General features: G+C 68.1%; 10 protein-coding genes and 2 pseudogenes. 7 read left to right on the forward strand and 5 right to left on the reverse strand.

The features are described from left to right. Window positions 1–143: 143 nt before the first annotated feature. The 4 genes and pseudogenes from AB0I11_RS33210 to AB0I11_RS33225 form a co-directional block, all read left to right on the forward strand. Window positions 144–704, forward strand: a pseudogene (locus AB0I11_RS33210) (transposase family protein); the annotation flags it as partial. 76 nt (window positions 705–780) lie between these two features. After that, the gene (locus AB0I11_RS33215) at window positions 781–1,086 is read left to right on the forward strand and encodes a hypothetical protein (RefSeq protein WP_357329710.1); all 306 of its coding nucleotides are present in this window, start codon (window positions 781–783) and stop codon (window positions 1,084–1,086) included. Further along, window positions 1,083–1,400, forward strand: a pseudogene (locus tag AB0I11_RS33220) (LacI family transcriptional regulator); the annotation flags it as partial. The gene AB0I11_RS33215 and the pseudogene AB0I11_RS33220, both read left to right, overlap by 4 nt. A gap of 34 nt (window positions 1,401–1,434) precedes the next feature. After that, window positions 1,435–1,782, forward strand: coding sequence for a substrate-binding domain-containing protein (locus tag AB0I11_RS33225; RefSeq protein ID WP_357329728.1), 348 nt, complete (start codon window positions 1,435–1,437; stop codon window positions 1,780–1,782). Between the two features lie 133 nt (window positions 1,783–1,915). Here the strand turns inward: AB0I11_RS33225 and AB0I11_RS33230 are convergent, their stop codons facing one another. Beyond that, a complete protein-coding gene (locus AB0I11_RS33230) occupies window positions 1,916–5,854 on the reverse strand; it encodes a S8 family serine peptidase (protein WP_357329712.1) in 3,939 nt (1,312 codons plus the stop codon). A 321-nt stretch (window positions 5,855–6,175) separates the two neighbouring features. After that, entirely contained in the window at window positions 6,176–6,418 is a 243-nt protein-coding gene (locus tag AB0I11_RS33235; protein WP_357329714.1) for a hypothetical protein, read from the reverse strand. Between the two features lie 27 nt (window positions 6,419–6,445). Here AB0I11_RS33235 and AB0I11_RS33240 point away from each other — a divergent pair, with 27 nt between their 5' ends. Then, the gene (locus AB0I11_RS33240) at window positions 6,446–6,601 is read left to right on the forward strand and encodes a hypothetical protein (protein ID WP_357329716.1); all 156 of its coding nucleotides are present in this window, start codon (window positions 6,446–6,448) and stop codon (window positions 6,599–6,601) included. A gap of 351 nt (window positions 6,602–6,952) precedes the next feature. On the opposite strand, the gene AB0I11_RS33245 is transcribed toward AB0I11_RS33240, so the two are convergent. Beyond that, window positions 6,953–8,437, reverse strand: coding sequence for a tannase/feruloyl esterase family alpha/beta hydrolase (locus AB0I11_RS33245; protein ID WP_357329718.1), 1,485 nt, complete (start codon window positions 8,435–8,437; stop codon window positions 6,953–6,955). 1,023 nt (window positions 8,438–9,460) lie between these two features. On the opposite strand from AB0I11_RS33245, the gene AB0I11_RS33250 reads away from it, so the two are divergent. After that, on the forward strand, window positions 9,461–10,663 hold the full coding sequence (locus tag AB0I11_RS33250; RefSeq protein ID WP_357329720.1) for a TetR/AcrR family transcriptional regulator: 1,203 nt from the start codon (window positions 9,461–9,463) through the stop codon (window positions 10,661–10,663). A gap of 493 nt (window positions 10,664–11,156) precedes the next feature. Further along, window positions 11,157–11,744 carry a TetR family transcriptional regulator gene (locus AB0I11_RS33255; protein ID WP_357329722.1) on the forward strand — a complete coding sequence of 196 codons (588 nt, stop codon included), beginning with the start codon at window positions 11,157–11,159 and terminating at the stop codon, window positions 11,742–11,744. Here AB0I11_RS33255 and AB0I11_RS33260 read toward each other — a convergent pair. Both AB0I11_RS33260 and AB0I11_RS33265 read right to left on the reverse strand, forming a co-directional pair. Then, window positions 11,741–12,430 carry a DDE-type integrase/transposase/recombinase gene (locus AB0I11_RS33260; RefSeq protein WP_357329724.1) on the reverse strand — a complete coding sequence of 230 codons (690 nt, stop codon included), beginning with the start codon at window positions 12,428–12,430 and terminating at the stop codon, window positions 11,741–11,743. The genes AB0I11_RS33255 and AB0I11_RS33260 overlap by 4 nt on opposite strands. Window positions 12,431–12,906: 476 nt before the next feature. Continuing rightward, window positions 12,907–13,449, reverse strand: a complete 543-nt coding sequence (locus AB0I11_RS33265; RefSeq protein ID WP_357329726.1) for a hypothetical protein — start codon at window positions 13,447–13,449, stop codon at window positions 12,907–12,909. Between the last annotated feature and the right edge of the window lie 251 nt (window positions 13,450–13,700).

Consider the following 13,700-nt stretch of genomic DNA (forward strand, 5'->3'; position numbering starts at 1 on the left):
CCGCCATCTGGCACAACCGAGCTACCGGCCAACCCGTCACCCGATCTTTGACCGCCTACGACCACTGATCAGGATTAGGACTTACTCGTCTAGGGCGGCGGACATCGTGCGGATCTCCAGCATCGGCGCTCGGCGGCTTCCCCAGCACCGGGCTCGGCGCGCTGCTGGCCGCGAAAGCCGCCGGGTACGACTACGTCCTGCTCGACGGCACCCTGATCGAAACCGACCGGATCGCCACGCCCGGCCCCACCGTAGGCGTGGATCTGTGGTGGTCGGCGAAGCACAAGAACCACGGCGGGAATGTCCAGGTCCTGACCGCCCCGGACGGCTGGCCGCTGTGGACCTCGCCGGTACGGCCCGGCCGGGAACACGACACCACCTGCCTGCGCACCCACCCCGACCTGCTCGACACCCTCGCCGCCATCCGCGCGGACCTGCACACCCTGGCCGACCTAGGCTACGAAGGCGAAGCCGACACCGTCGCCGTCGCGTTCAAGACCCCGAAGAACGGGCAGCTCACCGATGTTCAGCAGCAGTTCAACCACGCTCACAACCGGCTCCGCGCGATCGGCGAACGCGGCAACAGCCTGCTCAAGATGACCTTCAAAGCCCTCCGGAACGTCAACCTGTGTCCCTGGCGGATCGGCGCCGACACCGCCGCGGCCCTGCTCATCCTCCACATCGAGCACGGACGAGCCACCTGAAACGAACACTACGCACAGTGGCGAGCCGTTATTCGGAAAGGCTCACTCCCCGCCGATCTTGCTTCCGTCGTTGGTAGTGGGAGCGGGGTGGGGGAGAGGCCTGATCTATGGCGACGTTGGCCGATGTCGCGCGCCGGGCGGGGGTCTGGCCACCGCGTCGCGGATCATCAACGGCAGCAGCAAGCCGCTCGCCGAGGCGCTCCGCGAGCGGGTCCTGGCCGCGGTCGCCGAGTTGCAAGACGTGCCCAACGTGCACGCCCAACTTCTCGCCCGCCCGCACCGCAGCTTGATCGGCGTGATCGTGCACGAGGTATCTGACCCGTACGTCGCCGGAATCACCCGGGCCTACGACGGGTGGCGACCGACCACGGCCGGCTGGTGATCGTCTGCGACAGCTACCGGGAGCCCGACAGGGAGCTCGAGTACGTCGAACTGCTCCGCGCTCAGCAGGTCGCCGCGATCGTTCTCACCGGCTCCGGCTACCACGACGGGGATGCCACGGCGCGGCTGTGGAGCAAGCTGGGCGCGTACCAGGCCGCCGGCGGCGGTGTCACGGTCATCGGCCGTCACGAGAACGGCGGGGACGCCGTCGTGCCCGACCGCGAGGCCGGCGGCTACCAGCTGGGCGCCGAGTTGTACGCGCTGGGCCACCGGCGGATCGGGGTGATCGCCGGTCCGGAGCGCCTCACCATCACGACCGACCGGCTCGCGGGACTGCGCCACGCCGCCCGTGAGCACGGCCAGCAGTTGCCCGCCGAGAGCATCCGCTACGCCGACGTCGATCCGCTCGGGCCGCGTCGCGGCAGCGGAGGACCTGCTGGACGCGGAGCCGGAGTTGACGGCCCTGGTGGCGCTGGACGACTCAATGGCCGTCGGCACCCTCGCCGCGCGCCGCTCTTGTGGCGTTGGCGTGCCCGACCGGGTGAGCGTGGTCGGCCTCGACGACATGCCAGCCGACGTGACCCCCGCCCTCGCCATGGTGCGCCTGCCCCTGGTGGAGATGGGCCCGCGCGATGACCCTGGGCCTGCAACCACCCCCCGAGGACAGGGGCCCGCACATCGAGCGGGTGGCCGTTGAACTCGTCCGGGACAGCGTCGCACCGCCCAGGGTGGTGACCTCGGCTCACCGCGACCACCGTCACCGATCGAAGCGGGTCGGCGCCGGCGTGGCGCCCGACACCAGGTCGGACGCCGCGCCGGTGCCGGTTGTGCTACCGCAGGCCGTACGCCCGGTCGATGGTCTGGACGACGCGGTTGCCGTCCACGTCCCAGGCTTCCAGCTTGAGCGAGACCGCGCCGGTGGTGTCGGCGAGCGCCGGGTGCAGGACCGACACGTCGAATACGCCGTCGCCGTCGTCGCGGACCGTGGCGGTGACCCAGGTCTTGCCGTCGTCGAACGAGGCGCTCACCGTCAGACCGGCGATCTTGGGCCCATCGGTCGGCCGGGCCTGCTGCGCGGTGACCGTGAACCGGAAATCGCGGCCCGCCGACGTGGTGTCGTGCAGGTCCAGTGGCAGGTCGAGGCTCGGATAGATCAGCGGCATCCAGCCACAGGGCCGCTTGTCACCGCTGAGCAAGGTCCCGCCGCAGAAGTACGGCTGGGCAACCTCGTTGGTGGCCGGCGGTGATGACGTGAAAGACCACTCCGAGCGCACGTTCTTGGCCAGCTTCTGCCCGTCGAACCTGTCGTGATAGACCAGCACGTAGTCGTAGTGGCCGGTGCCGGGCGGCAGGTCGTAGTACGGAACGCCCCCGAATTGCAGGGGGATGCTTTGGCCGTCGACGGCCAGTCCGACTTCGTATTCGGCGTAGTTGAGGCTCTCGCTCGTCGGGTCGCCGGCGTTGAGCAGTCGCGGTACCAGGTACATCCGGTCACCCTGCCGGCAGGCGACGCACGGCATACCCCACGGGCGCTCTTGCGGGAATTGCGGCCCGAGACGGCCCTGCCCGAGCACCAGCGGCGTGGTGTTGTGCCGCTCGGTTTCCTGGGTCTGCTGGACGAAACCTCGGCGGGAGGTCTCATACCGGATAGCGCCGGGTCCGGAGCGGTCGCCGTCGGCCCAGTAGGAGGAATTACGAACCCACATGACGTCGGGACCGGTCTGGTTGTAGTACTCCACCCGGCTGGTCGGCGCGGTGAACTCGTTGACCACCGCCTGGCTCCATGAGTCTTCCGGACGGAAGGTGTGATTGGATTCGCCTGCGTTGGGCAGGCCGGGCTGCCCCGTGAACTGGCCGTGGTAGTCGGTGTCGATGCGGGTCAGCGTCTTGGGGTCCACGGTGTAGACCATCTGGTTGGGAATGCGGTCCAGCTCGTAGTACCGCAGCTTGTACTCGTATGGCGTGACCGGCTGAGACGAGATCTGCGCCGATGGCCGCACCGCTCCGGAGAGCACCGCCCGTGCCTTCGCCGCGTCCTCACCGTCCCGCCACAGCCACAGCACGGGAATCTTGGCCAGATAGTCCCACCGCGGCCAGACTAGGTCCGTCGGGTGTTGGTCGGAGATCGCGAGCACGCCGGCGGCGCCGGCGTTGACGGCCAGCTCAAGTTCCGGAGTGACGCTCCAGTTGGGATCGATTTCGACGGCCACCAGCTTGCCGCGGACGTCGCGGCCCTCCTTGAGGTCGGCCTCGCTGGCCACCTCAAGCTTGGTGAGCCCGGCCGGGAACTTCGGCAGCAGGTTGAGGTGGGGGTAGAGCGGCTGGACCTCGGCCGATCCCTTGCCGTTCAGCCTCAGCTTCGCCTGGGCGGCGCCCGCGATGTGGTCGTGCGTCAGCTTGAACTTGCCGATGGTCGGTTTTTCCGTGGGGGTGTAGTAAACCTTGCTCATGCGCTGTAGGCCGCCCAGGGCGCTCTGATACTCCGCCCCGCTCTGCGTCGTGCGGATCATCGCGTAGTTGTACGTCCGATTCAGGGCGCCGCTGGGCAGGCGCAGGTCCACCGGCGCCAGCGGGTCGGAGTGGCGGAACGTCACCACGGCGTCCTTGGTGAGATCCACCTCCGGGCGCGCCGCCTCGATGCCGAAGCCCCGCTTACCCAGCTCGGTCTGCCACGTGAACCAGCCGGAGACGCTGTAGACGCCTTCGGGCAGGTAGCTGCTCGACTCGATGACCTCGGCGTCCGGGTCGTCAACACGGTGCCAAGCGTCCGCCCGGTAGTAGGCCGGCCCGTCGCTGGTGTCGTCAACCCGGGGCAGCCCGAAGGAGGCTTCTGACTCGACGATGCCCTTGGGCATCTCCAGCCGGACAGTGAGCTTGTGCGTGCGTGGCCCCTTCACGAACCCGACCGGCACCGTCACCGTGTGGCCGGACGGATCCGTGGCAACCACGCGCCCGCTGTAGGCGCCGACCGGCCCGAGGGTCGGCTCGATGGTCACCGTCGCGGTGGCGGTGCCGCCCGCTGGGACCGTCACGGTGCCGGTGTTGAGGGCGAGCATGCCGGCCGGCGCAGCCTCGCCGGTGGGCGACTTCAGAGACGCGGCCAGCGACAGGGTGACGGCGGTGTCCGAGGAGTTGCTGAAGGTGATGTCGTGGGTGGCGCTCTGGCCCGTGTAGGGATCGGTGAACACGCCAGCGCTGAGGACGGCTGGCGTGGCCAGGATGGTCTGTTGGACCGCCCGCCCGACATCGAGCCGGCCGGCGCCCTGCTCCCAGACGGTGTATCCGTTGTCCTTGCTGCTGCCGATCAGGGCCGCCTTCAGCTGCGCCCCTGTCCAGTCAGGGTGCCGCTGGGCCAGGATTGCGGCGGCCCCGGCGACGTGCGGTGTCGCCATCGAGGTGCCACTGGCGGTGGTGTAGCGGTCATCCACCGGCCTGCCCATGGTGGTGCCGGCGGCGCGTGCGGCGATGATGTTCACGCCCGGCGCGGTGATTTCCGGCTTGACGGCGTGGTCGCCTAGGCGTGGGCCACGGCTGGAAAAGCCTGCCAGCGTGTCGGTCTTGCTGGTCGCCCCGACGGTCAGCGCGCTGGAGGCACTGCCGGGTGACCCCACCGTGCCGGCGTCGGGCCCGCTGTTGCCGGCGGCGATGACGAACAGGGTGCCGGTGTCGGCGCTGAGCTGGTCCACGGCCTGCGCCATCGGGTCGGTTCCGTCGGTCGGCCCGGCGCCGAGACTCATGCTGACCACGCGGGCACCCTGGGCGGTGGCCCACTCCATCCCGTCGATGATCCAGGAGTCGTAGCCGCTTCCCGCCGTGTTGAGCACCTTGCCGATCAGCAGCTGGGTTCCGGGTGCGACACCCTTGCGCGTTCCGCCCGAGGCGGCGCCGCTGCCGGCGATCGTCGCCGCGACATGGGTGCCATGGCCGTGACCGTCGGTGGCCGACGCGTCGGTGGTGAAGTTCCTGCTGCCGGTAACCCTGCTGGCCAGGTCCGGGTGGTCCGGGTCGTAGCCGGTGTCCAGCACCGCGACCTTGACTCCGCTGCCGTCGTACCCGGAGCGCCACGCTTCCGGCGCGCCGATCAGCGGCACGCTGTCACTCAGGCTCGCGCTCACCTTGCGGTCGAGCATGACCTTGTCGACTTGACCGGCCAGGCGGTTCGAGCCCAGGGACGCGACGGTGCCGCCGCCGGCACCGGGCGGGGCGAGGGTGGACCAGAACTGGGCCGCGCTCTTCTTGGCGACGCTCACCCCCTCGGCGCGCAGGCTCTCCAGGGTGTGTGCGGCCGTCGTGCCGGGTAGCTTGTCGGCGCGCTCACGTACCGCACCGATGGCGACCTCCGTCGAGTAGCGCATGATTACCGGCAGCGACGCCGATGCGTCGTCCCCGTATCCGTTCTCGGCGAGGTAGCGGACGTTGAACAACTCGCGGTCGAGGGCGCCGGACACGACGTAGCGCATCGCGCTCATCGGGATCACGTAGTACCCGTTCGGCTCGCTGAAGCTGCGGTATTCCGTCGTACCACTGGTGCGGCTCGGGATCAGCGTCGTCCTCACCCGGCCCGCCGCGTCCTTGACGTAGTCGACGCGGTCCCCGGTGATCAATGTGAGGGTGTGATGTTGTTCAGCCTGAGCCCGCGTCGGTAGGGCCGTCGTCCGGACCGGCGCCACGGCCTCGGCGAGCGCCGGTTGTTGAGGTGTCAGGCTGGCCAACAACGCAAGGACGGTTGCACTGGCACAGACGCGCAGGCGTCGATGATTCCAATCCATCGATACTCTCCTCCAAAGGGGAATGGGGTGGGGGTGCCCTGCGAGATTGTTGAGAGCGTCACGTGTGTACTCGGACGCTGTAAACGGCGTCGTGCGGCGGCTTGCCGCCGTTGGCGGGTTTCCGCCGATCTTGTCTCCGCACCGTCGTCAGCTTCGATACGGAATGACGCTGGCGCCCGGTGGGCGGGGGATGCCCGCCCGCGACGGCGAGGACCCTCCCGCCTGCCACGCGTGGTCGTCGTCCTCAACCGATTCCCGAGGCAGACGGAAGATGAGAGGTGTCATCAGGCCGGCGGCTCGGAAGATCGCGGCGATCACCAGTCAGCCCGCCCACCCGGTGTTGACCGCGACGGTCGTCAGCAGCATCGGTCCTGCCAGGTCACCCAGTCCGCGTCCCATCGGGTACGCCCCCTGGTACTGCCGGTCCGGCCAGGTGGTGCCACGGCGAAGCCGACGCCCCACCCCACTGGCGGATTCGAGGATCTCGCCGAGTGCGTGGGCGAGCGTCGCGCCGAGGAGGGCAGCGATCCTGACCAGGTTCGACGTGCCGTCGGACAGCGCCACCAGCAGGCACGCGGGCGGCGAGGGCGGTTGCGGTACCGGCGGCGCCGCGACGGACTCACCCCGGCCCTGGAGCACCTGCCGCGACCCCTGACGCCGCAGGGGATCGCCGCCGGCCTGCACGTGGTGGTGCCGCTTCCGGTCGACGAGGAGGTTTTTGTCCGGCGACTGACCGCCGCCGGATGAGCACCGGCCGAATGCCCAGCTATGCCGCGGGTGCCGATCATGCAGCGACGCTCGTGGTCGGTTACGGCGTGCCAGCACAAACGCGTGGCTGTCCGCGCTGTGGACCCTGGCGGGCAACCACCCCGATTTTCACGCCCAGCACGGGCGTCATGGAAGTGACATCGGGGACTACGAGGGGAACCGCACCTCCACAGGTCTCGAGCATTGCTCCCGCTCCACGTGGAAGCCCCAGCTCAGGACATCGACCTGAGCTGGGGCTTCATCTATTGCGCTCGCTCGGCGCGTCTGTCGTGCCCGTCACGCACCATCGTGGCAGTGGGCGCACTCGGATAGTGCTATGGGCGTTTGCTTCTACTGGCTGCTTGAGCAGCGGTAACTCGCGGCGTCATCGACATTCCCATGGCCGACGTAAATGGCTTGAGCCGGGTACTGGCACAGGGGCCTGGTTCGGCGGCCGTCCGCGGTAGCCGCAAGGATGGTCTCCGGAGCCTGCCCGTCGCGCAGCCACTTCTCCATCGCGGTCAAGCTGTCGACGTTCCCCATCCCGTGGCCGCCGGCGCAGTGGTACGTGCCGGCCATCATGAAGAGGCGGGCCGTCTGGTCCGACTTGGCTGCGCCGAGGGTACGGGTGACCGACTTGTAGTAGTCGACGAGCATTCGGGCGTCAACCGCCGGGTCGGCCCAGCCCTGCAACAGCAACAACCGGCCGCCACGGTCGGCGAACGGACGCAGGTCCGGGTTGGTGGCGTCGGCTGGCTTCAGCCGCTCCCGCAGGGCACCCAGGTCGCGGCTCAGGTCGAACTGGGTGACCTTGTAGGTCGGGTCGTCGAAGATGAAGTAGCGCAGGAACTCGTTGGTCTGCATCTCGGCCCGAGGCATCCCGGGGCCATACGGGTAGTCGAGCGTGCCGTCGGGTCCCTGCACCGGCGCGGTCGAGCCGGTGAGGTAGGTCGGCCAGCCGGTCTGGTGCCCGATCGGCTTGCCGAGGACGACCTGCTCGTGCTGCGCGGTCGTCAGCCCGGCGTGGATCGCCAGCGCAGTCCGGATCTTGGCGGCGCTCAGCCCGGTCTTGGCGAGCATGCTGCCGTTGAGCGTGGCCCGTTCCGGGTCGCTGATCAGGCCATCGGTCAGACCGTCACGGGCGTCATTGTACTTGAGCGACACCGCCGCGACTTTGTTCAGGTCGTCAGGGGACAACCAGCCGCCTTCTTCGGCGAGCTGTGCCTGGATCTGGTAGATCCAGTTGGTGACGATCCCGGTGGCCGACATGGCCGGGTCGCGGGAGATGACGCCGTCGTAGTCGTCCGGGTAGCGCTGCGCCTCCATGAGCCCCTGCCGCCCACCGTTGGAGCAGCCGTTGAGGATGGAATACCGGGGGCGCTCCTGGTAGAACGAGGAGATGAGCTGCTTGGCGGCCACCGTCACCACGTGGGTGGCGCGGTACGCGTAGTCGAGCCGCTTGGTCGGGTTGTTGTACGCCCAGGTGCCGTCAGCGCCGCCACCGGTGTGTCCGGTATCGGTCGACGCCGAGGCGTACCCGCGCTGCAACCCCAGGTCCAGCGAACCGATGGAACCGGCCAGACCCCCCACGCCCTGGAAGTAGAGGTCCCGGTTCCACTTGGTCGGCAGACCGACCCGGAAACCCACCTGGTTGTCGGAGCCGCCATCCACGCCGGGCGTGACGACGTACCCCTCAACTAGGCAGTACTCCGGCAACGGTGCCGCCTCGGCGACCACGCGGGTCGCGGTGACTACCGTGTCCGCCCCCGCCTGCGTGGCCAGCGCGGCACAGCGCTCCGGTGCCGTCTCGGGCGTCGGTTCGGCGGCATAGGCCATCGTTGTCATGGTCATGGCCAGGGTCAGCCCGGCGCAGATGGTCGGGACAGGCCTTCGAAGACTTCTCATTGCTGTTCCTTAGAGGGTGGTGATACTGGGCTCTTCGTCTGCCGGTGTTACGTCGCATGCCTTGCTGTCGAAGCGGGGTACCGAGCCCGCTGGCCGCTTGAGGATCTGTCCGGCGTCGGGACCGGCAGCGCGGTGGACTTGTTCTGGCGGCGTCCTGCCGCCCAGTGACGTTCGCCTCCGGATCGCTCGCGTAGGTCGTTCGCTGGAGGGCGGACGCATCGCCGATCAGCCGTACGCCCGGATCGGTCAGCGCGAAGGCGATCTCGGCCGGGCTCCCCGGGTGTTGATCGGGACGATGACGCCATCGGTCCACGGAACATCCAGCAAGGCTTCCTGATGCTGATCAGCGTTGAGTTCCGACCCGATCGCCCTGGCGCACGCCAGGCGTCTGCAGCGCGCCGGCGAATCTGGCGATCCAGTCAGGACAACCACGCCATGACCGGACCCGCTGGCCAAAAGATCGTGACCGGCATGTCCGGAGTGCTGTCGTGCCCGAGGTAGTCACAGACCGAGGTACATCCTCTCCCTCCCCTCGCAGCCAGGGCGACCCTCGGCGCTCTTTCCAGCTTCAGAGCCGAGGTGTTGGCGTGAGCGTAGGGCAAATCACGATTCACTTCCAGACCTCAACCGAGGTAGTCCCAGAGAGGAATCAGCAGGTAGCGGTGTTTGGAATGAGTCAGGACGGGCGTTGCTTGACACAAAAGCCGGTTCCGTGATGCCGTCGGCCGATGTTGCGGCCTTGGCCAGCGGTCAGGTGAGGAGAGCGAAGCGTCATCTACCCTCGCAGCGCATCGCAGTAGCGGGTTGTCGGTGGGGCTGTCCACCGCCGAGGGCCCAGGGTCGGTAGGCGCGGGGCGATCACGTAGAGTCGCACGTTGGCCGCGATGCGCTCCGGGTTCAGCAGGACGAGCGCTACGATGGCGCCCACCCGACAACTGTCGACCGGGGGTACCCATGGCTACGTCCTCCGGGATACCGCGCGCACAACGAGGCGCGTCGGAACGGCCCCGGCGGCGGCCGAAGGACCGCAAGCAACGCATCTTGGCGGCCGCCGCACACCAGTTTCGCGAACTGGGCTACGACCATGTCGGGATGGCCGACGTCGCGGCGGCCGTGGGCATCGGTCCGAGCGCGTTGTACCGGCACTTCACCGGCAAACGCGAACTGTTGCTCGCCGTAATGACCGACGCGCTCGGCGCGTTCGAGACCGTCGCCCGGGCGGCGAACGACCAGGCCCAGTTGCATGAAGGCTTGGTCCCCGTAGCCTTGAATCACCGAGACTTCGGCCTGTTGTGGGAACGGGAGTCGGGCCACCTGCGGCCGGCCGAGCGTGACGGGCTGTGGCTACGGCTGCGAGCGATCGCCGCGCGGGTAGCGAAGCTCCTCGTGATCGAATCGCGCCTACTCCAGGAAACTGCCGACATCCGGGCGTGGGCCGTGCTGTCGATACTGAATAGCCCGTCGCACCACCACGTCAACCTTGGCGCGGCGGCTCTCGCGAATATCCTCCGACGGGCCGTCGCAGCAGTCTGCGAGGTCAATTTGCCCAGTGCCGTCCAACTTCCCTCCGAGGGGGAGTCCGGCCCGGCTCTGCGGCCAGTCTCTCGGCGGGAGGCCGTACTCGCCAGTGCCATGCGGCTGTTCAGCGAACGCGGTTACCCGACGGTCAGTATGGCCGAGATCGGCGCCGAAGCCGGCATCGCTGGCACGACCTTGTACAACCACTTCGACAGCAAGTCCGACATCCTGGCAGCCGCGCTGAACCGCGGCACGGAGGCGCTCTGGCTCAGGCTGCACGAAGCCCTCCGCCGCGCCGGCACTGCCGATCGCGCACTGGAACTGGTGGTAACGGACTACGTCAGCTTCACGGTACGGAACACAGAAATCATCGACGTCCTTGTCTCCGAAGTCATCAATTTGCCCGAAGAGCCCCGCGACAGATTCCGAAGAATTCAGCAGGAGTACGTCGCCGAGTGGGTTGCGCTGCTCGACGGCGCACGGCCGCAATTCGACGAGCCGAGTAGCAGGGCGCTCGTTCACGCCGCACTGGGAGTGGCCAACAGCCTGCCTCGAATCCGACATCTCCGGAAACGGCCAATGTTTGTGCAGGAGGTAACCACACTGGTGCTGGGCGTAGTTCACACACCACTGCCGTAGCTCCGCGTCGGGTGGGGCGAAGGTGGGTGCGGATCAAGCTGGCTGACGTACTCGGCGGGCACCGAGTACAACGGGCCGTACCCGTGGAGAAGCGCGGCTCTGTTGACTCACAACATCTAACTCGGGCATCTTCACACTCTGTGCCCCTTAATGACGGCCGCGCGTACGTGTAGTTTGCGGGCCTTGGGTCCGGCGCGTCCGGGGCCGGCGGCGCAGCCAGCGGGCCTCCGGATTCGCGTCGCAGCGGCCGCGCGGAGGAGAGAGGCGGCGGAGCTGGTTGCGGTGCACTCATCGGTCTGGGCTGAAGGCTTCGACCGGGGCTTCGCCTGCCGTTTCGCACGATCAGGCGTTCGAGGAACGTCCAGCACCACGGTGGCACGTACCAGAGCAGGCTCGCGCCGCGCCGGGCGATGCCCTGGTCTGCGGCGCGCTGCGGGCACTGGGTCTGCACACTCTATACTTGTAGAGGGCAGTGTTGATGAGTGGGGGGACTGTGACCGAAGGCGTGAACCGGCGGCAGCAACTGACCGACGCGGCAATCAGCACACTGGCGCAGGCCGGAATGCGCGGGCTGACGCACCGCGCGGTCGACGAGATCGCCGGCGTGCCGTCGGGCTCGTGCTCATACTACTTCCGCACGCGCCAAGCACTCCTGCAGGCAGCAGTCGAGCGGCTGGCCGAGCTCGATAGTCTCGAGCATGCTGAACGTCTTGCTCTCACCGCGTCCACGGACATCGCTCAGATCGCAGACAGCGCCGCTGGTCTGATCGAGCAATGGATCACCGCCGGTCGCGAACGCATGTTGGCTCGCTACGAGCTTTCCCTTGAGGCCACCCGACGACCCGAGCTGCGGGCCGTCCTGGTCACTGTGGGGAAACGCCATCAGGATCTGGCCGTGAAGATGCTCGTCGCCGCGGGCGCGCCCGATCCCACCGTGCAGGCGCCGGTATTCGTAGCCCTTCTCGACGGACTGGTCTTCGGCCATCTCGCGGGCACGGGCGGCCTGTCCCTCACTCCCGGCGAACTTCGCCGGACACTAATTGACCTCCTGCACGCCCTGACGCAACCGACGCCGTCCTAATACGCCAACATGTGGTGTGTCAAGGATCTTCCCAGCGCGGCGAAGAACGATGCGGCTGCGGCGTGTCCCAGCACACCCCGGTGCGGCCGAGGCTGGTTCTGATCCGCTTGCTGTTGCAGAAACCGGTGAAGTCGGTCGAGGTATACTGGGGTGCCGCGGTCGGGATGGAATACCGCGCCGGGTTGGACGTGCCCGTGGGCGATCGCCATGGCCAGGGCGTCAACGACCAGACTGGTGCGCATGTGCTCGGCCAGCTGCCAGCCCGCGACCATGCGAGTGGCCAGGTCGATCACGGTGGCCAGATACAGCCAACCCTCCCCGGTCTTGAGATAGGTGATGTCCCCGACCAAGCGGGGGCCCGGCCGCATGGCAGTGAAGTCCCGACCGATCAGGTCCGCGCTGGCCGGCGGTGCCTGGCCGGGCACGGTGGTGCGCCGATAGGCGCGTGGCTGGTACCCCCGCCCGAGCTCGCGCATCAGGTCGGCGACCAGACCCACGCTGCAGGGTGTCCTTTCCCGGTTGAGCTGGGCGGTCACCCGCCGGCAGGCGTAGGACCCCCGCCCGGCGAACACCCGCCGCACCTGGGCAGCGAGGACCCGTCGCCGAGCGGCAGTGGCGGTCTCGATCACCACCTGCACCGCCTTAGCCTTGAACTTGGCGCTGAACCGGCGACGCTGTTCGGGCATGAGCACATCCTCTCAGTCGAGAGGCCGTGTCCATGATCCTTGGTAGACCTCAACGTCACTTGAACTTTTGGCTGACTTGGTAACCCGGGTCGGGGTCGAGCTGCTGCGCGGCGAGGACGGTCAGGACGGCCAGGGCGAGCATGGCCAGGGTGATGAACCGGTCCAGCCGGTCCAGCCGCGGACCTGGTAGCGGTCCAGGCCGACCTGGCCTTTGCCGGCCTGGACCGCTCCTCGATGCTCAGCGGGAGCCGGCCACGGTCACGAGGGTGTGCAGCGGCGCCGGGCGAGGCGACCAGCACAGGTAGAAGGCCAGCTCGCCGGTGACGCAAATCATCGATGATTAACGCGGTGGCCGTCTTCTGGGGCGAGCGATCTGCGCTCGTCTGCACCTCGTGTAGCGACAATGCCGCGCGTGCCGCGGATCTATGGGATGGCGCGATAGCGGCGGTCGCCCCGTCCCGTGCCGGTCGACATGCTCACGCACCGCCGCGCTCGGCGCGCCGGGCGATGGCCCGCAGCACGTCGAGGCGGATCAGCCTGCTACCAAGGAACACCATCGGCCAGTAGAGCATGAACAGCCGCCGTGCCTTGGCGCTGGTGGCATACACCCGGGTCTCGGTGGACAACCGGGTACCCGCGCCCTCTGGGGCGATTCGGATGGACATCGCGGCTTTTACCCAGTCCGGCTCGTCGAAGTTCAGAAACCTCTGCAGGTCCGGCCTGCCCGGAAGGGCCTCGGGCGAGCTGCGCCTCCAAAACTTGCCGATCATGCCGAACACGACCTCCTGGCCGTCCACCATAGACAGCAATGGGATAGGCACCGCACCGCCCAGCAGGCGGCCCGACATCCCGGGCTTCCTGCCGTGTCTCAGGGTCATCAGCGGCTTGAAGATCACCAGGTCCTGGGTGGTGGCGGTCATCGTGGCTTTCCAGACCGCGGCCGGGGTGGCGGCGACCTTGCGACTGCACTGCGTACGGCGGTCGAAGACCGGCACCAGTGCGTTCAGCGGCCAGTCCATTCCAGCCTTCCTTTCCTCCTCGTTTGCTTCCCGGGCGGAGTCGGTGGTCCGGTGCCTGTCAAAGTCAAGTGAGACGTGATCTAGTCTCGGCGTGTGTAGGTCCATTGCCGTTGATGCCGTGACGATCGTGTGGCTCGTCGGGCGGCGTTGGGCTCGAGGACGCTGCCGGCCGCGAAGGTGATCGCGTTGTCGGCGGCGTAGGAGAGCACGCCGCCGTGGAGGTAGCCGTCGTGTTGCAGCAGGTCGTCGCG

Origin of the sequence: Micromonospora sp. NPDC050495 (assembly GCF_040655175.1) — a bacterium.
Taxonomy (GTDB): domain Bacteria; phylum Actinomycetota; class Actinomycetes; order Mycobacteriales; family Micromonosporaceae; genus Micromonospora.